The sequence below is a fragment of the uncultured Pigmentiphaga sp. genome, assembly GCF_937950555.1.
In the GTDB taxonomy this organism is placed as follows: Bacteria; Pseudomonadota; Gammaproteobacteria; order Burkholderiales; family Burkholderiaceae_B; genus Pigmentiphaga.
On record NZ_CALFCW010000072.1, the window covers coordinates 61,134 to 78,675 of the forward strand.

Here is a 17,542-nt window from a genome sequence, read left to right on the forward strand (position 1 = left end):
CGGGTCATCCATTTTCGCCCCCCGGGCACGCAAGGAGTTTGAGTCATGGAATTCGGCCAGTTCAACGTCAACGCCCTCATGGAGATCACGCAGCGTCCGGACCTCGTGTTCATCCGAGGGCAGGGGTCGTGGCTGGAGGATCATGCCGGCAAGCGCTATCTCGACTTCATACAGGGGTGGGCGGTCAATTGCCTCGGGCACTGCCCGCCGGAAGTCGTCAAAGCCCTGGAGGCACAGGCGCGCCTGCTGCTCAATCCGTCGCCGGCGTTCTACAACCAGCCGTCCATCGAACTGGCCACGCGCCTGACCAAGGCTTCCTGCTTCGATCGCGTCTTCTTCGCCAACAGCGGAGCCGAGGCCAACGAGGGCGCCATCAAGCTCGCGCGCAAGTGGGGCCAAGTGCACAAACCGGGCGCCTACAAGATCATCACCTTCAATCACAGCTTCCACGGACGCACGCTGGCCACCATGTCGGCGTCCGGCAAGCCAGGTTGGAGCACGCTCTTTGCGCCCCAAGTCGATGGCTTCCCGAAGGCGGAGCTCAATGACCTCGCATCCGTGGAGGCGCTGATCGACGACCAGACCGTGGCCATCATGTTGGAGCCCGTGCAGGGGGAGGGTGGCGTCATCCCGGCGACCGCGGAGTTCCTGCAGAACCTGCGCAAGCTGGCCGATGCGCGCAAGCTGCTGCTCATCGTCGACGAAGTGCAGACCGGCATGGGCCGCACCGGCACGATGTTCGCCTACGAGCAGGCGGGCATCCGTCCCGACATCATGACGCTGGGCAAGGGCATAGGCGGCGGCGCGCCCCTGGCGGCGCTGCTGGCGCGCGAGGAGGTCTGCGTGTTCAAGCACGGAGACCAAGGCGGCACGTACAACGGCAACCCGCTCATGACCGCCATCGGCGTCGCGGTGTTCGACGCCTTGGCCGCGCCCGGATTCCTGGAGGGGGTGCGCCAGCGGGGGCAATACCTCTCGCAAGGGCTGGCTGCATTGGCCGCCAAGTGGAACATGCCCGGCGAACGGGGCAATGGCTTGCTGCGCGCGTTGATCATGGATCGCGAAGACGGTCCAGCCATCGTCGAGCGCGCCCGCATGCTCGAACCGGAAGGCTTGTTGCTGAATGCGCCGCGGGGCAACCTGCTGCGTTTCATGCCCGCCCTAAATGTGACCGAAGCCGAGATCGACCGGATGCTCGAACTCCTGGACGGCATTCTGGCGACCCTGCGCAAGTAAACTTGCCGCGCGCATCGGGGCCGCGTCGTTCGGCCCCTGCTATCATGGCTGTATGAATATACAGTACCTGCGCCGGGCGCGACGCCGTGCGCCGGCCCGGCCATTCCTGCGGGCATGAATGCGCGTATTCGTCCCGACGGTCAACGTGACGGCCTGGAATCGGCGCCCCTGCCGGACGGCTCGGCGCCGGCTTACGTGGTTGCCGTGCGTGCCCTTTGCGAGTTCACGGCGCGGCAGGGCGACCTCGACTTGCGCTTTTCCCCTTCTCCGTCGGCACAGGAGGGGCAGGCCGGCCATGTCCTGATTGCCAAGCGCCGGGGGCCTGGATATGAAACCGAAATCGTCCTCGCAGGCGCGTATCGCGAGCTGCTGGTACGCGGGCGCGCCGACGGATACGATCCCGTCGCCAACCGCCTGGAAGAGTTCAAGACCTATCGCGGCCGGCTCGAGGCCGTGCCCGCCAACCGGCGTGCGCTGCACTGGGCGCAGGCGAAAATGTACGGCCATCTGCTGTGCGCCGCGCGTGGACTATCCAACCTGGACGTCGCGCTGGTTTACCTCGACATCGCCACCGAGCGCGAGACCGTACTGAGCGAGGCGTACGCGGCGGCGGACCTGGCGTCATTTTTCCGCGAGCAATGCGAGCACTTTCTTGCCTGGGCGCTGGCGGAACGTGCACACCGGCAAGCGCGCGACGCGGCGCTGTCGGGATTGCGTTTTCCTTACGAGCAGTTCCGGCCCGGCCAGCGCGAGCTCGCCGTGGCAGTCTATCGCGCCGCCCGAGACGGCCGCGCGCTGATGGTGCAGGCTCCCACTGGCATCGGCAAGACGCTTGGCACCTTATTTCCTGCGTTGAAGGCCTGCGCCGGAGACGGACTGGACAAGGTGTTCTTCCTCGCGGCCAAGACGTCCGGCCGGGCACTGGCGCTGGGGGCGATCGATGCCTTGCGCAGCGCCGCCGGGTCCCTGCCTGTTCGCGCCCTGGAACTGGTGGCTCGCGACAAGGCTTGCGAGAATCCCGGCCGCGCCTGCCATGGCGACGATTGTCCTTTGGCGCGGGGGTTCTACGATCGCCTTCCGGCCGCGCGTGCGGAGGCAGTTGCCGTTGGCGGCACGTGGGATCGCGCCGGCGTCCGCCGGCTGGGGCTGGCACACGGCGTATGCCCGTACTTCCTGGCCCAGGAGCTGGTGCGCTGGAGTGACGTCGTCGTGGGCGACTACAACTATTACTACGACGGTAGCGGCCTCTTGTATGCCTTGACCGCGATGTGTGGCTGGCGGGTCGCCGTCTTGGTGGATGAGGCCCACAACCTGATTGAACGCGCGCGCGGCATGTACAGCGCATCGCTGGACCAGGCTGCGCTGAAAGCGGCACGCGCCGCCGCGCCGGGGGCATTGCGCAGGCCGCTCGGGGCGCTCGAGCGGCGTTGGTCGGCGTGGAACCGCCTGCACTCCGCCTCCTACCAGTCCCTTCCGGCCGTCCCGGCGGGCTGGCTCGCAGCGCTGCAGCAGGCGACGGCGGCAGTCACGGACTATCTCGCGGAGATGCCGGTGGGCATGGACCCGGCCGTGCAACGGTTTTATTTCGACGCGCTGCACTTCACCCGGCTCGCCGAGCAGTTCGGGGATCACTCGCTCTTCGACGTGCGCCTTGTGCACGCACGCGAGGGGCGGCCGGCCTCATCCACCTTTAGCCTGCGCAACGTGGTGCCGGCGCCGTTCCTCGCTGTGCGCCATGCGGCGGCGCGAGCCACCGTACTTTTTTCCGGAACGTTGGGGCCACCCGACTTCTATCGGGACATGCTTGGCCTGCCAGGGCATGCAGGGTGGTTGGAGGTTGGCTCGCCCTTTCGGTCGGAGCAGTTGTCGGTAAGGATCGCGGCGCATGTGTCCACGCGTTTCCACGACCGAGAGCGCTCGATCCCGCTCATCGGTTCGCTCATCACCGAGCAATATGCGACGCGTCCCGGGAATTACTTGGTTTTCGCCAGCAGTTTCGATTACCTGCGCAGGCTGTCCGACGGTCTGCGGGCGCAGGCGGGCGACTTGCCGGTGTGGGAGCAAACGCCGGAAATGGACGAGGGCGGACGCGAGGAATTTCTCGCCCGGTTCGTCGAAGGTGGCCGGGGTGTCGGTTTCGCCGTCCTCGGCGGCGCGTTTTCCGAAGGCGTGGATCTTCCCGGTTCGCGCCTGATCGGCGTGTTCATCGCCACGCTGGGCCTGCCGCAGGTCAATGAGGTGAACGAAAAGATGCGCGCGGTCATGGAGGCGCGTTTCGGCCGCGGTTTCGAGTACACCTACCTGTACCCCGGCCTGCGGAAAGTGGTGCAGGCGGCCGGCAGGGTGATCCGCACCGAGCAGGACGAGGGAATGGTGATGCTGATCGACGATCGCTATCGCAGGCAAGACATCCGAAGACTATTGCCGACGTGGTGGCGCGTGGGTGGCGTGGCGGGACCGAGCCGGGAGTGCGCGGGGACGCGTGAACCCAGGCCAGGCGGCTGAGTCCAATTGCCGTTCGAACCGCCAAGCTACAATGCACGCGAGAGCGCCGAACGACCGTTCGCGTCGATCCAAGACTTCAACGCCATGACCCGACTCGTGATCGTGGGCGGCGGCCATGCCGCTTCCCAGTTGGCCGCATCGCTGGCCGAGAAGCGCTTCCCCGGCCAAGTCGCACTCATCAGCGACGAGGTGCATCTGCCTTACCATCGCCCGCCTTTGTCCAAGACCTTGATCAAGGATCCAGAAGCGGTCCTGCCGGAGCTGCGGGGCGCCGCGTTCTACGAGCAAGCTGGGATTGAGCTGAGGCTGGGCACGCGTGTGCAAGGCATAGACCGCGCGCGCAAGGTGCTGCGCCTGGTCGCGCCCGACGGGCCGCGTGAATTGGCATACGATCACCTGGTGTTGGCCACCGGCGCGAAAGCGCGCGAACTGCCCCAGGCACCGGTCGGCACACCGGGCGTCCACTATCTGCGCACCTACGACCAAGCCCAGGCGTTGCGGGATGCGCTCGCCCAGGCACGACGCATCGTCGTGCTGGGCGGTGGGTTCATCGGTTTGGAGATCGCCGCCACGGCACGCCAGCTGGGTAAGGAGGTGACGGTGTTCGAGGCGATGCCTCGCCTCCTGGCGCGTTCGGTATCGCCCGCCGTGTCGGACTTTCTACTTGCCACGCATCGCGGCGCCGGGGTCGACATCCGCCTGGGGACGATGGTGGATGGCCTGCAGATGGCCCAGGGACGGGCGACGGGCGTCCTCGTGGGCGGCGTGTCGGTGCCGGCCGATGTGATCATCGCCGGCATCGGCGCCACGCCTAACGTGGACTTGGCGCGGGACGCCGGCCTCGCCTGCGATGACGGCATCGTCGTCGACGCCACCCTGGCTACGACCGACCCGGACATCTCGGCCATCGGAGACTGCGTTGCGTTTCCGCATCCCGACTGGCCCCAGCGGCTTCGGCTCGAGTCCGTGCAGAATGCCAATGACCAGGCCAAGGCCTTGGCCGCGCGGCTATGCGGCGAGCCGCAGCCTTACGCCGCAGTGCCATGGTTTTGGTCCGACCAAGGCGAGGCGCGCCTACAGATCACCGGCCTATGGCGGCCCGGCTGCGAGAGTGTCCTGCGGCCTGCATCACGCGGCAACGGCTTTTCGGTCCTGCATTACGAGGGTACGCGCTTGCGGGCCATCGAGTCGGTCAACTCCCCGGTCGACCATATGGCGGCTCGTCGCTTGATGCAGTCTGGGCAGTCGCCCGACAAGGCCGTTGTCGGTGACCCTGCCCGCCCGATCCAAGCCGCCTGATGGAGGATGCGTCCCATGCCGGGGGCGCCACGGTGTATCCGTTCGATTCGGCTCTCCAGGACGTGGAAAGGGGCCGCCTGACCGAGGGAGCGGTACACGGCGCTGTAGGCGGGAATATACACTTACGCTTTGTGCCCCCTGCCGGGGCGGCGCCAAGACGGACCGGGCCGCCGGGCCCGAGGAGCAAGAATGAAAGTCGTCGTATTGGGTAGCGGAATCATCGGCACGTCGAGCGCATGGTGGTTGCGCCAATCGGGTCATGAGGTGACGGTCATCGATCGCCAGCCCGGCGCAGCCCGGGAGACTAGTTTCGCCAATGGCGGGCAGATATCGGTTTCCTATGCCGAACCTTGGGCCAATCCCCAAGCGCCCCTCAAGCTGGCGCGCTGGCTGCTCAGGGGAGATGCACCCCTGCTGTTTCGACTGCATGCGGATTGGCATCAGTGGATTTGGTGCCTGGCGTTCCTGCGTGAATGCCTACCTGGCCGGCTGCCCCGCAACATTCGGGCACTGGTCAACATGGCGTCGTATAGCCGCTCCGTGCTGCAAGCCATGCGCAGCGAACTCGGCATCCGCTACGATCACCTCGAGAAAGGCATCATCAACTTCTATCGCGATGCGGCGGAGTTCGATGCCTCGCAAAAGGCCGCCGACTTGATGCGGGAGTTCGGAGTCGACCGACGCATCCTCAGCACCGAAGAGCTCGTGGCATTGGAGCCGGCGCTAGCTCCGCAAAGCCATCGCATCGTCGGCGGGGATTACACGGCCTCGGACGAAAGCGGCGACGTCTACCAGTTCACGACGGCGTTGGCAGAGAAAGCGGCCGCGGCCGGCGTAGAGTTTCGGTTTTCAACCCAAATCACGCGCTTGCTCGCCGAAGGCGGCTGGGTGAAGGCGGTGGAAGTCATCGACGAACAGGGCCGGTACGGCAAGGTTCACGGCGACGTGTTCGTTGCGGCGTTGGGCAGCTTCACGCCGGAGCTGGTCAGGCCGTTGGGCGTGCCCTGCATGGTATATCCAGCCAAAGGATATTCGGCGACATACCCGGTTACTGATTCCTCGCGCGCGCCTACCGTCAGCCTGACGGACAGCGCGAATAAAGTGGTATTTTCGCGGCTGGGCGACAAACTGAGGGTCGCGGGCACCGCGGAACTCAGCGGGTACTCGCGGGCTCTGAACACCGCGAGGTGCGAGGCGTTGACGTCCTTGACCCGGGAACTCTTCCCCGGGGCCGTGGACTTGGAGAACGTTTCGTATTGGTCTGGCCTGCGCCCGGCCACGCCGTCGAACGTGCCGCTCATAGGACGCACGCGCCTGCCCAATCTTTATCTGAACACCGGCCATGGCACGTTGGGGTGGACCATGGGCTGTGGTTCGGGGAAAGCGCTTGCCGACCTCATCTGCGGCCGCCGGCCCGAGGTCGATTTTCCCTTTTTGTGAATTTGTGTACCCCTGTGAAGTTTGAGAAGTTTCAGGAGATGGGATTGATGCAGCCGAACAAACGCTGGTCGAAATGGTGGGTATCGGTTTTCGCCGCCAGCGTTTTGGCCTTGAGCAGCCTGGGGGCCTCGGCGGCGCAACCGGCCAAGCAGGGCAATACCAAGGCGGCCGCGAAAAAACCAGCGTCCGCGAAACCAGCATCCGCGCCCAAGAAGGCGGCAGCGGGGGCCGCTGCCGCAGCGGCTGCCGGGGCCGCCGCTGCGGCAGCCGCTCCTTCCGGCCCCATCGAGCTTCAAGTATGGCACACCATGAACCCGCCGCAGGCCGCGGAGTTCGAGTCCCTCGTGGAGCGTTTCAATGCCGGCCAGCACGGCTTCTCCGTCAAAGCCGTGCATAAGCCATCGACCGAAGCATTGATCGAGGACGGCATTGCCGCCGTTCGCGCCCGCCGTGCGCCGCACATGGTCGAGCTGCCCGACAATCGCTCGCCTGAGTTCATCGCGCGGCACGCCACCATCCTGCCCATGCATGAACTGCTGGCCAAATATCCCATCAAGGATCTGCGCTGGTTCCTCCCGCAAACCACCAGCACCATGCGCGATGCCAAGGGAAGGCTGCTGGCGTTGCCGTGGATGGCCGACATTCCCATTTATCTGTACAACCGCGACCTTTACCGGCGTGCCGGCTTGAACCCGGATGTCCCGCCGCGCACCTGGCGGGAAATGCAAGGGCATTTGCTCGCCCTCTTGCAGAGCGGGGTCAGCTGCCCCTATGCGACCAGCTGGCAGACCTGGGTGCACGTGGAAAGCCTTTCCGCCATGCACAACACGGCCTATGCCACCCGCAACAACGGGCTGGACGGCCCCAACGGCGCGCATCTGCTTGCCAATGACCTGCTGCACGTGCGGCACCTTGCGCTCATGATGAGCTGGGTGCGCAGCCACCTGTTCCCGGTACGCTCTGGCCGGGACGAGGCGGATGCGCATTTCGTTTCGGGCGAGTGCGCCGTGCTTACCAGCGGCAGCAGCGCCTTGGCGCAGGTGCAGGCCAAGGCCAATTTCTCGTACGGCGTTGCGCCGCTGCCGTACTACGAGGAAGAAGCCTCGCAACCGAGCACACCCTTCGTCGGAGGGTCGGCGTTTTGGGCGTTGGGTGGACATTCCGCGGCAGAACAAAAAGCCTTGGCGACCTTCATCGCTTATCTCGCCACGCCCGTCGTGGCTGCAGAGTGGCACCAGAAGACCGGCTTCTTGCCCTTGACCGAAGCTGCCTACCGGGCCTCGAGCGTGTCGTTCTACAAGAACATTCCCGGCGCCGAAGCCGTGGTGCGCGCGATGGCCAATCCCCCGGCCAAGTTCACCCGGGGCTTTCGCCTGAACAACTATGGCCGCGTGGTGAGCATCATCGACAGCGAGCTCAATGCCGTCTGGAATGGCATCAAGCCTCCCAAGCAAGGCCTGGACGATGCCGTGGCGCGGGCGGCGGCAGTGATGAACGCGAAAAAATGAGCGTTTCGGCCAACGTCGTTTCCGCAGCGCGCTGGCCGTATCCCCGGATATTGGCCCATCGCGGCGGAGGTGTCCTGGCTCCCGAGAACACCCTGGCGGGCATGCGGGAAGCCCATGCGCGCGGAATCCGGGGTGTGGAGTTCGACGTGATGCTTGCCGCCGACGACGTGCCCATCCTCATGCACGACACGCAGCTCGGGCGCACCGTCCCCGGCCACGGCGACGTCGGCGCCTTCGACTCTGAAGAGTTGTCGCGCATGGACGCCGGCGCGTGGTTCCATCCGCGGTTCGAAGGTGAGCCCGTGCCGCGCATGGAAGACGTGGTGCAGTGGCTGCGGGAGCACGATGTCTGGATGAACATCGAGATCAAGCCTCGCGCGGGACATGACGTCGATACCGGCCAGGTGGTCGGGCAGATGGTGCGGGAGCTTTTCGCCGACACTTCAGATCCCGCCCGGCTGCCGCTGTTCTCATCGTTTTCCGCCAAAGCCCTGGCAGCGGCGCGCAACGCCGCGCCGGACGTCCCGCGCGGCCTGTTGGTGGAAGGCGTTCCTGCCGATTGGTTGGCGCGACTGCAAGCCCTGGGATGCGTATCGCTGCACTGCCGCCACGATATGCTCGATGCGGCACTCGCCCGCTGCATCAAAGAGGCCGGCTATGGCCTCATGTGCTACACGGTCAACGACCCAGACCGGGCGAGGGAGCTGTTTTCCTGGGGGGTCGACGCGATATGTACGGATCGTTACGACATCGTCGGCGTCGACCTGTATTGACGCGCGTTCAGACCGTCACCACCAGCTCAGGATCGAAGTCCGCGTTCTCGCCCGGGTAGCCGCCCGGGTTGGCGACCACGCGCGCCTTGCCGATGTGGTAATCGAAACAGGTATGCGTGTGGCCATGTATCCAAAGATCTGCCTTGGCTACCAAATCGTCGAGCCTGGACGAGAACGCCGGCGATAGTTGGTTGCCTTTGTATTGTTCTGGTACCGACCGCTCGCTTGGCGCATGGTGGGTGACGACCACGGTGCGGCCTGAGTAAGGGGCGTCAAGTTGCTCGGCGAGCCAGTTGCGTGCCACCTGGTGCAGGGCGATGCAGGCGTCGGGCGTGAACCGGCCGGCGTCTGTGTCGATGCAGCTGAAATCCGGCATCAGGCGTACGGCCATGGCCTGGGCCAGCTCGTCGGCCGGCGAGCCGTACAGCGCGAAGTCGGCCCAGAGCGTCGTGCCGAGAAAGCGCACGCCTTCGAATTCCACCGCTTCGTTGACCAAGAAATGTATGCCATGGCGGCGGGCCGTTTCGCGCATCTTGCGCTCGAGCTTGCCCATGTGGGCCGAGTAGAACTCGTGATTGCCAGGGACGTAGACCACCGGCGTCTTGCCGAAGGCGTGCGCCGCCCATTCGATGCCCAGCTCGTGGCTATGGATGTCGCCGGCGAGGACGACCACGTCCGCATCGACGTTGGGAAGGGGGCGGTTTCCGCCGAAGTGTTCGTGGTGGAGGTCGGACAGGACTCGGATGCGCATGGGATTCGGTAGCTTGGCTGGGGCAGGACAAATGCGGCCTTACGTACGTAGTTCACACGCTACTCGCGCCTTGCCGCATGCGGCACGATGCAGCCCTGGTCGCGGCGCCGTCCGCGACGCTTTGCCGGGGGTTCATTATGCATCCGTGTCGAGTCGTCGTGTCCGTCTTTCTCGCCTTGGCCTCGGGCGTCGCATTGGCGCAGCGGGCCGGGCAAGCCACGCACGGGGCGGCCGCCCGCAGCCAGTATGACTTCACCTACCGCGTCGAGGGAGACAGGCGGGTCGCGCCGGTGCAGGTTTTCGACGATGGGCAGCGGACCTACATGCAGTTCCGGGTGGGCCAGCTGCCACCTGCGATATTCACGGGTGCCCCGCACGAGGCCCGCTTGGCGGCCGTGGCGTGGCAGGGCGGCTATGCGGTGGTGTCGGGCACGGCGCGGGACTTCACATTGCGCATAGGCGACGTGTTCGCACGCGTCCGCTACGAGGGGCGGGCGCCGCGCAGCGAAGGGGGAGGTTTCGACGCGGAGGTACCACCCGGACTTTCCGAGCGGACGCCGGTTCCCGGGGCGGCAGGCCGCGCCCGTGTTGCCGCGGATGCGGACGTCGCGGGCGATGCGCGTTCCAGGCCGGCGGCCGTGCAGCCGCCTTCGCTGTACGAGGCCACGCCGGCGGACCGTACCATGCGCCAGGCGCTGGCCCGCTGGGCCAAAGCGGCGGGCTGGACGTTCCAGGACGAGCACTGGGCGGTCGACGTCGATATTCCGTTGGTGGGGGCCGCCCGGCTGGGCACCGATTTCAAGTCGGCGGTGCGCGAATTGCTGGCCTCGACCGAGTTGTCGTGGCGTCCGCTGCAGCCGTGCTTTTACTCCAATCGAGTGCTGCGCGTCATTCCCTACGCAGAATCCTGCGACCGGACGGCGCCTGCGGCGGCGCGCCAGGGGTAGGCCATGAAGCCATCGTTTTTCGCGCGTTCGCTAGGGAGGGCCGGCATGATGGCGGCTGCCGCGCTGTGCGGCTGTGCGCAAATCGAAGCCATGCGCAAGATCGACGATGCCGCTGCCCGCGCGGCGGAGAGCATAGCTGGCGCCCAGGTAGGTTTCCAGCATGCGGTGGTGGATACGCGCCGCAAGCTACTTGCACAAGACGTCGCGCGCCCGTGGCTGGCCGGAAAGCCCCAGCCTCTGGCCCGGGACGTTGCATTGCCCGAGCCGCTGCGCGCATCGGTCGAGACGGCCATCATGTTTCCCGGCGGAAAAGTAGACTTGCAGACCTTGGGCGAGCAAGTGACGCTTGCCACCGGCATACAGGTCCGCGTCCAGCCCGAGGCGCTCTTGCCGTACGAAGCTTTTCTGCCTCGGCTGAGCACTCCCGCAGCCGGCGCCGCAACGCTTCCGGCAGCCTCCCGGCTCACACTGCCTTCCGGCCTGCATCCCTTGCCGCGCCTGCTCGACCTAGCGGCCAACCGGCTTGGGGTTTATTGGAAATACGAGGCCGGCGCCATTGTCTTTTACCGTACCGAAACCCGGGTGTTCAACGTCCGGGCTCTCACGCTCAAGGCCACGGCTGCCGCCACCCTGGGCCGCACTGGTGGCGGAGGAGCCGGTGCCTTCGAGAGCGCTTCATCCACGCGCATCGAGGCGGGGGGCAGCGACGCGCTCGCATCCATCAAGAGCAAGCTCGAGCCTTTCATGACTCGCGCGGGCGTCATCGCAGCCAATGGTGATGCATCGGGGCTCATCGTCGTGACCGACACCCCCGATGCGCTCGATCGGGTTGCGGCATTCCTGGAGCGCGAGAACAAGGCGCTGACGAGGCGCGTGCGCCTGATGTTCGAAGAGATCGAGCTGGTGGCCAAGAACCAAAGCGAACATGGAATCGATTGGAGCCTCGTCTACCGGCGCACGCGCGACGCCCTGCAGGGCGGGAGCCCTGAGTCTCTCGTTTCGGACGTCGCCGGAACCGGACTGGGCGTCTCGATCACGGGAGGACGCTGGGACGGCACGGCGCTCGTTCTGAAAGCGTTGAGCGAGGTGGCCACCATTACCCGGCGGACTACCGTACCGCTGCAGACCCTGAACCGACGGCCCGTTACCCACGCCGTGCGCACGACCTTCACCTATATCGACCAGGTCCAGGTCACGACGGTGGCTTCCTCAGCGGGCACCTCTACGGCGCCTTCGGTCACGCAGAAAGAAGAAACGGTCGGCTCTTTCCTCACCGTCATTCCGGATGCGCAGGAGGATGGCCAGATCCTGCTCACCATCGCGTATGACAATACCGTGGCGCAACCGCTCAAGACGCTCACCTTCGGCGCTAACGGCAATCAGGTCCAACTGCAGCAGAAAACCATCGACGGCATGGGCACGGTGCAGCAGGTGGAGTTGCGGCCGGGGCAGCCCGTGCTCATTTCCGGCTTCGAGCGCTCGCAGGACCAATACGACAAGCGCAGGCTCGACGAAGGCGCGCCCCTGGTCCTGGGAGGGTCGGGAAAAACCGCGCGCGAACGGCGCCATACCGTGGTGCTGATCACGGCCCAGGTCGAAGAAGGATTCTGAGGGCCGGAGCATGAACGACTACGTATTGCTTCGGTTCAGCAACGATGATCGCGTGCTGGTGCTTGGCATGCGCTGGCATACCATCCTCGGTAGCCGGCTCGACCTTCGCGCCAGACAGAAGGCGAAGCAAACCAAGGCCTCGCATTATGCGCATGCTTCGCACTCAGAGGCCGTAGGCGTGGTCAAGCTGGGGCGGGCCGACCGCAAGGAAGCCGAGCTGTTCCATAGCGGCGCGTTGGCCTTTGCCGCGGAGCATCCGCATGGGGTGGTCGCGCTGCGGGCGGCCTTGCCCGACGGAAGAGTGTGGGTCGTCGCTGCCCAGTCCGGCAAGGTGCTCACGAACTCCGACCGCATCTATGCAACGGCAGAACAAGCGCTGGCGGCGATCGACGAGCTCGCGGCGCGTCACGGCGATGCGCTGACCGTGCTGGAAGCGCTGGACTTGGACAGCCCCGCCATGCCATTCGCTGCACTGATGAGCGAGTCCTCGGCTGAGTGCCGCCTTCGGTCCTGCGGTTGGGCGCTGCCGGGGATTCCTCGTCCCGTCGCGGTGGCGGTAATCGGTTGTGCAGCAGCGTTTTTACTGAGGGCCGTCTGGGATTGGCACGCAAGCCGCTCCGGTCGCGCGGTCGAACCGCTGGCCGTCGATCCCGAGGCCGCCTGGTCGCAGGCATGGGAGGCTTTCCGCAGCCGCGTCCGCGTCGATGCGGAGCATGACTGGGGCGCTTTGTTCGACCGACTGGTCGACCTGCCCGTGGAAATCGGCGGCTGGCGGCTCGCTTCGGCGCAATGCAAGCGTGACGCGGTCCGCGGTTGGTCCTGCTGGGCGAAATACGGCCGCATCCACCGGCTCGCCACCAACGCCAGTTTCCTGGCTTCCCGCCCTAAGGGGTGGAGCGAGGCATGGCAACCCATGGATGGCGTGGTTGCCCGCTTCGATGTTTCTGTCACTGGCCGTCCCTTGGATGTTTCCCGTCTCAAGACGAGCGCCGAACACGAGAGTGAAACCATATCGTCGCTGCAGCGCTTGCTGCCGCTCCTGAGCGCCGCCTCATTGGGAGAAGCGGCGCCAGTGCGCGTCGAGGCTCCGCGCGACGAGCGCGGCGTGCCGCTTCCCGTTCCTCCGTCGTTACCGGCCCTCGTCGAGCGGACGGTGACACTCGAAGGGCCGCTACGTTCGATGTTCTTGCTGCCCGGTACGTTGGCAGGCCAGGTCGAATGGCGATCCGTCGCGCTATCCGTGGACCCTTCCGTCGAACCTGCATTGAACCGCAGCCAGCTCATGGCCGGTATTTCTGGAGTGCTCTATGCGCATGAATAGGAGGATCGCATGGGCGTTGGCCGCGTTTGCGTCTGCGGCCGCCTATGGACCGCTTGCATGGGCGAGCGATGCGGATCTCGACAAGGTTCGCGAAATGCTCAGGCTCGATACCGAGCGCGCGTTGGCGGCCGAACGCGCGCGGCGGGGGGCAGGCGGGGAGGGCGCGCAGCCCCCCAAGGTCGCGCGCCGCCCGGATAAGCTCGTCCTTTCAGCCGTTTACGGCTTGCGCGGTGCGCTGACCGCGGTGGTCCTGGTCAACGGTGAACCCAAGGTATATCGCCAGGGGCGCGACTTGCCTTTCGGTGCGACGTCCGCCTCCTCGGACTACCGGCTGCACCGCATCGAAGAAGGGTGCATATACCTGCGCAAGGGCGCGGTGCAGAGGTCGGCGTGCTTCGACCCGTCGGCATCGCTGCCCAGTCCGCCGGGCCTCGCCCCGCCTGTTCCGACACCGGCCCAGGCTCCGCCGCCCATGCTCCCCATGCTTGCACTTCCTCCCGCCGTCCGCCCGTGACGCCAGCGGCCATCGCCCACAGGAGGCTTCATGTTGATATCCGCTACCCGTACGCGACTGCGTACGATCAAGCACTCGCCCACGCCGGCAAACGGGGCGTTTGCCGGCGAAATCGACGCCCTCTCGGCGCCTTTCGCCCGGATCGACAACCGGGATCAGCTTGCACGCATGACCCCTGCATTCAAGCGGGCATTGCGCACCGAATTCGACCTAGGCAGCCTGCTCAACAAATTTTGCCCCGTCGAGTTGGACACTGGCGAGATTGCCCTATTCACCGTGGATGACTACGTCCGCAGCGAGCAGATCGAGGAGTTCGAGCGCATGGTGCGGGCGCGCGGGCGTACGTTGGCACGCCCTGCGCGGGTGGTCGTGCATGCCACGCTATTGCTGTCCATCGTGCGCGGCCAGATTACGGGCGAGACCCTGCGTTCCCGCCGCAGGGTCCTGATGGACCCGGTCAAGAGCTCCATGGCTGCAGCGTTCCACGACATCGTGGCATGGGGCGTCCGTCACGGCGCGAGCGACATCCATTTCAACGTCAGGATGGCCCACCCTGAATCCGAGATCCGGTATACGGTTGGCGGCCGCTACGTGATGCCCGAGAGGTTCCGCGGCATGCATACCTCGACCCTGATGGAAATCCTTGCCGTGGCGTACATGGACATACAGGGCGGAAACGGCGCCGTGTTCGATCCCATGACAGAGCAGCAGGGCAGCATTCTGCATGAGGTGGAGGGCGGGGCGTACATGCTGCGTTGGGCGTCGCTGGCTACCGACGCGGGCGCGTCGGTCACGATGCGCCTGCTGCGCATGGACATGACCGAGCAGCCCAGGGACTTCGCGCAGCTGGGGTATCTGCCCTCGCAAATCCAGACCATGGAGCGTGCCCTGAAGGCGGAGGGCGGGGCCATCGTGCTGGCGGGCGTGGTGGGATCGGGGAAATCGACCACGATTGCTTCGATGATGGCGGCCATCCCGCCCACCCGCAAGGTCATCACGCTCGAGGATCCCGTGGAGTACCTGATCCCGAACGCACTGCAGAACAGCGTGAGCCGCTCGCTCGACGGTACCGTGTCGAACGAATTCGATGCCAAGCTCAAGACGATCAAGCGGTCGGCCATGAACGACTTGCTGATCGGCGAAATACGCGATCGCTCTACCGGCAGGGCCTTCATGGATCTTGCCAGTTCGGGCAGCAATCTCTACACGACGACGCATGCCGGCAGTGCGGCCCTGATCCCGGACAGATTGGCTTCCGAATTCATCGGGGTGTCTCGCCGTTTGCTGTCCACGCCGGGCATCCTGAAGCTGCTCATTTACCAGACTTTGCTACCCACTTTGTGTCCGCGCTGCGCGCTGCCCCTGTCTTCCCTGTTCGAACGAAGAGGCGGGGAGGACGGATCGCCGGACGAGTGGAGGGCCTATGCCGGTCGCCTGCAGGAACTGTACGGGCTCGATATTGGCCGCCTGAAGGTGCGCAACCCTGCGGGTTGCGCATCGTGCAAGGAAGCCGGGCTCGCCGAGCTGCAAGGATATGCCGGCCGCACGGTGGCGGCCGAGATGATCGATCCGGCCGTCGATGACGACTTTCTGCGTCTCGTACGCGATGCCGATGCGCTTGCCTTGCGGGATTACTTCCGGTATCGGCGACGCACGGCGTTCGACCACCCCGACATGACGGGCAAGACAGCCATGGAGTGCGCCATCTACAAGGCATCCCAGGGTTGGATAGATCCGCGCGACATCGAGCCGAGATTCGTCAGTTTCGAGACGGTGCAGATGCGGGCGAAACATGCCGGCGCGGCGGCGAGGCGCCCGATGCGAAGGCGCCGGCTGGCGTCGGGCCGGGTGCCCGCGCTGCTCTCGCGCCGGCGAGACTCAGGGCGGGGGGCCGCATCATGATGCCCTCGCTCGAAGGGTTGCGCGTGAGCGTGGCCGCACGATGCTTTCGTCCCATGCGGGCGGATTACTACGACTACCTTGCCGACATCATGGAAGCCAGCAGCGGCCGCAAGACGCTGCGGGACATATTCCTCGACGACGCCAGGCGTTATGGGCGTCACCCGCGCGGCGTGCTTTCCGGCCATTGGGCCGCACGCTACCAGGAGGGTGGGGGCGACCTGTACGAGACCTTCCGGTCCACCTTGCCCACTGATGAGCTCGTCTTGATCCGGATGGCCCAACGGGGCGGGGGCGGCGCGCTCGAACAGACTTTGCGCGATGTGGCAGCGTTGACGCGCCTGGTCGAGGAAACCAGGAGGACGCTCGTGAGCACGCTGTCCGTGGCCTTCGCCGCAGTGTTGGTCACCTTCGGGATGATCGTAGCGGTGCCATTGTTCACCGTGCCGCGCCTGAAGCGCGCATTTGGCATGCTCCCCGCCGAGTTCGTTGGAGGGTTGACGCGCAAGCTGTATGCATTCGCCGAGTTCGTGCAGGCACATTTATTTGCTTTCGTCGTGTGCCTGGGCCTTGCGATCTATTTCGTGGCATGGTCGTTGCCGAATCTGACGGGACGCCTCCGGCACGTGTTGGATCGATGGTTCGTGTGGCGCTTGTATCGGGATCTCCAGGGCATCGGTTTCCTGGCATCGCTTGCGACGATGGTCAAGCGGCGCGGCAACGTGAGCACGGCATTGCGCGAAGCGCTCGAACTGCAGGTAGAAGGCGCGACGCCGTGGCGCCGATGGCACCTGGAACGGATGATCGCCAACATCGACGATGGGCGGGTCGGTAGTTCGACCTTCGATACCGGCATCGTCGACGCCGAAACCCTATGGTTCCTGACCGACCTCATCGCGGCGCGAGGCATGGACACCGCCTTGCAACAGACGAGGCAGCGGCTCGTGGAGCGGTCTTTGCGGCAGGTGGCGCGCAAGGCCGCCGCGGCGCGCTGGATCCTGCTCTTGGCGTCCGTAGGAACGGCGCTGTCCATCGTTTTCTGGCACATGGGCGTCGTCCAGGAAATGCGGACGTCCCTGACGAATTATTACTCCAGCCGATGAGGTATCCAATGCGTCGCTTTTTCCGAGTCTCCCTGCATCGCCAGAAAGGTTTCACCTTGGTGGAAGTCGCCATCGTCGCAGCCATCGTGTTGATCGCTGCGATCGTGGGCATTCCGGCCATCAACGGGTACATCATCGAGAACAAGGTACCGGCCGTGGCGCAGGAGTTGCAGCGCTTCATCGCCCGGACCAAAGCGTCGAGCCAGGGATTGGGGACGACGCCCTACGCAGGCATCGGGATCGTGCAGCTGGCCAACGCGTTGCGCGGCAGCAGCGTCGTCACCGTCAGCGGTGCGGGGGCAGCGGCCATCGTGCGCCACGGATTGGGCGCCAGCGACGGCCGCATTGTCTTGGCTGCCGGCACGATGACCAGCGCGGGGGATGCTTTCGAGCTGACGCTGGACAAAGTCAACGAGGCCGCGTGCCCCGGGCTGGCCGCCGTCATGCAGCGCGTCTCAGAGCGCATCGTGATCAACGGCAGTGCGGTCAAGCAGCCCGGGACAGGCAACGCCGCGGGCGTCTACGACGCGGTGGGCGCGGACGGAGCCTGCACGAGCGGCGACACGAATACGTTTTCGTTTACCGCGCGCTGAGGCAGGGGATGGAGAGGCTGGCCGGAACACGTCGTCGTGCCG

Annotated in this window: 14 protein-coding genes; 13 read left to right on the top strand and 1 reads right to left on the bottom strand. The window is 65.6% G+C overall.

The features are described 5' to 3' along the window. The first annotated feature begins 45 nt into the window (after window positions 1-45). The 6 genes from Q0319_RS18140 to ugpQ all read left to right on the top strand — a co-directional run bounded on the left by Q0319_RS18140 (window position 46) and on the right by ugpQ (window position 8,761). Complete coding sequence (locus Q0319_RS18140) at window positions 46-1,236, top strand: acetylornithine transaminase (protein ID WP_296469192.1); 1,191 nt, start codon at window positions 46-48, stop codon at window positions 1,234-1,236. 114 nt (window positions 1,237-1,350) lie between these two features. Further along, entirely contained in the window at window positions 1,351-3,741 is a 2,391-nt protein-coding gene (locus Q0319_RS18145) for an ATP-dependent DNA helicase (RefSeq protein ID WP_299454937.1), read from the top strand. Between the two features lie 84 nt (window positions 3,742-3,825). After that, the gene (locus Q0319_RS18150; RefSeq protein ID WP_296469196.1) at window positions 3,826-5,040 is read left to right on the top strand and encodes an FAD-dependent oxidoreductase; all 1,215 of its coding nucleotides are present in this window, start codon (window positions 3,826-3,828) and stop codon (window positions 5,038-5,040) included. A gap of 189 nt (window positions 5,041-5,229) precedes the next feature. After that, entirely contained in the window at window positions 5,230-6,480 is a 1,251-nt protein-coding gene (locus Q0319_RS18155; RefSeq protein ID WP_299454940.1) for a D-amino acid dehydrogenase, read from the top strand. Window positions 6,481-6,527: 47 nt separating this feature from the next. Further along, window positions 6,528-7,988, top strand: coding sequence for an extracellular solute-binding protein (locus Q0319_RS18160; RefSeq protein WP_299454942.1), 1,461 nt, complete (start codon window positions 6,528-6,530; stop codon window positions 7,986-7,988). After that, window positions 7,985-8,761, top strand: coding sequence for a glycerophosphodiester phosphodiesterase (ugpQ, locus tag Q0319_RS18165; RefSeq protein ID WP_299454944.1), 777 nt, complete (start codon window positions 7,985-7,987; stop codon window positions 8,759-8,761). Before Q0319_RS18160 ends, ugpQ begins: the two co-directional genes overlap by 4 nt. 7 nt (window positions 8,762-8,768) lie before the next feature. Here ugpQ and Q0319_RS18170 read toward each other — a convergent pair whose 3' ends face one another. Then, the gene (locus Q0319_RS18170; protein WP_296464127.1) at window positions 8,769-9,512 is read right to left on the bottom strand and encodes a metallophosphoesterase; all 744 of its coding nucleotides are present in this window, start codon (window positions 9,510-9,512) and stop codon (window positions 8,769-8,771) included. 158 nt (window positions 9,513-9,670) lie between these two features. Between Q0319_RS18170 and Q0319_RS18175 the strand changes: the two genes are divergently transcribed. Genes Q0319_RS18175 through Q0319_RS18205 form a run of 7 tightly spaced genes read left to right on the top strand, consistent with a single transcriptional unit; the run spans window position 9,671 to window position 17,500 of the window. Further along, on the top strand, window positions 9,671-10,459 hold the full coding sequence (locus Q0319_RS18175; RefSeq protein ID WP_299454946.1) for a TcpQ domain-containing protein: 789 nt from the start codon (window positions 9,671-9,673) through the stop codon (window positions 10,457-10,459). A 3-nt stretch (window positions 10,460-10,462) separates the two neighbouring features. Continuing rightward, on the top strand, window positions 10,463-12,070 hold the full coding sequence (locus Q0319_RS18180) for a hypothetical protein (protein ID WP_299454949.1): 1,608 nt from the start codon (window positions 10,463-10,465) through the stop codon (window positions 12,068-12,070). Between the two features lie 10 nt (window positions 12,071-12,080). Then, complete coding sequence (locus Q0319_RS18185; RefSeq protein ID WP_299454952.1) at window positions 12,081-13,391, top strand: hypothetical protein; 1,311 nt, start codon at window positions 12,081-12,083, stop codon at window positions 13,389-13,391. Beyond that, window positions 13,384-13,905: a hypothetical protein gene (locus Q0319_RS18190; protein WP_296464134.1), complete on the top strand. Its 522-nt coding sequence runs from the start codon at window positions 13,384-13,386 to the stop codon at window positions 13,903-13,905. The genes Q0319_RS18185 and Q0319_RS18190 overlap by 8 nt, the downstream gene beginning before the upstream one ends. Window positions 13,906-13,935: 30 nt before the next feature. After that, complete coding sequence (locus Q0319_RS18195) at window positions 13,936-15,807, top strand: ATPase, T2SS/T4P/T4SS family (RefSeq protein ID WP_299454955.1); 1,872 nt, start codon at window positions 13,936-13,938, stop codon at window positions 15,805-15,807. Then, on the top strand, window positions 15,804-16,907 hold the full coding sequence (locus Q0319_RS18200; RefSeq protein WP_296464139.1) for a general secretion pathway protein: 1,104 nt from the start codon (window positions 15,804-15,806) through the stop codon (window positions 16,905-16,907). Before Q0319_RS18195 ends, Q0319_RS18200 begins: the two co-directional genes overlap by 4 nt. An 8-nt stretch (window positions 16,908-16,915) precedes the next feature. After that, complete coding sequence (locus tag Q0319_RS18205) at window positions 16,916-17,500, top strand: type 4 pilus major pilin (RefSeq protein WP_296464141.1); 585 nt, start codon at window positions 16,916-16,918, stop codon at window positions 17,498-17,500. Window positions 17,501-17,542: the final 42 nt, after the last annotated feature.

Coding starts and splice junctions, on each gene's coding strand:
- Q0319_RS18140 (WP_296469192.1), top strand. CDS start 46: ATGGAATTCGGCCAGTTCAACGTCAACGCCCTCATGGAGATCACGCAG.
- Q0319_RS18145 (WP_299454937.1), top strand. CDS start 1,351: ATGAATGCGCGTATTCGTCCCGACGGTCAACGTGACGGCCTGGAATCG.
- Q0319_RS18150 (WP_296469196.1), top strand. CDS start 3,826: ATGACCCGACTCGTGATCGTGGGCGGCGGCCATGCCGCTTCCCAGTTG.
- Q0319_RS18155 (WP_299454940.1), top strand. CDS start 5,230: ATGAAAGTCGTCGTATTGGGTAGCGGAATCATCGGCACGTCGAGCGCA.
- Q0319_RS18160 (WP_299454942.1), top strand. CDS start 6,528: ATGCAGCCGAACAAACGCTGGTCGAAATGGTGGGTATCGGTTTTCGCC.
- ugpQ (WP_299454944.1), top strand. CDS start 7,985: ATGAGCGTTTCGGCCAACGTCGTTTCCGCAGCGCGCTGGCCGTATCCC.
- Q0319_RS18170 (WP_296464127.1), bottom strand. CDS start 9,512: ATGCGCATCCGAGTCCTGTCCGACCTCCACCACGAACACTTCGGCGGA.
- Q0319_RS18180 (WP_299454949.1), top strand. CDS start 10,463: ATGAAGCCATCGTTTTTCGCGCGTTCGCTAGGGAGGGCCGGCATGATG.
- Q0319_RS18185 (WP_299454952.1), top strand. CDS start 12,081: ATGAACGACTACGTATTGCTTCGGTTCAGCAACGATGATCGCGTGCTG.
- Q0319_RS18190 (WP_296464134.1), top strand. CDS start 13,384: ATGAATAGGAGGATCGCATGGGCGTTGGCCGCGTTTGCGTCTGCGGCC.
- Q0319_RS18195 (WP_299454955.1), top strand. CDS start 13,936: ATGTTGATATCCGCTACCCGTACGCGACTGCGTACGATCAAGCACTCG.
- Q0319_RS18200 (WP_296464139.1), top strand. CDS start 15,804: ATGATGCCCTCGCTCGAAGGGTTGCGCGTGAGCGTGGCCGCACGATGC.
- Q0319_RS18205 (WP_296464141.1), top strand. CDS start 16,916: ATGCGTCGCTTTTTCCGAGTCTCCCTGCATCGCCAGAAAGGTTTCACC.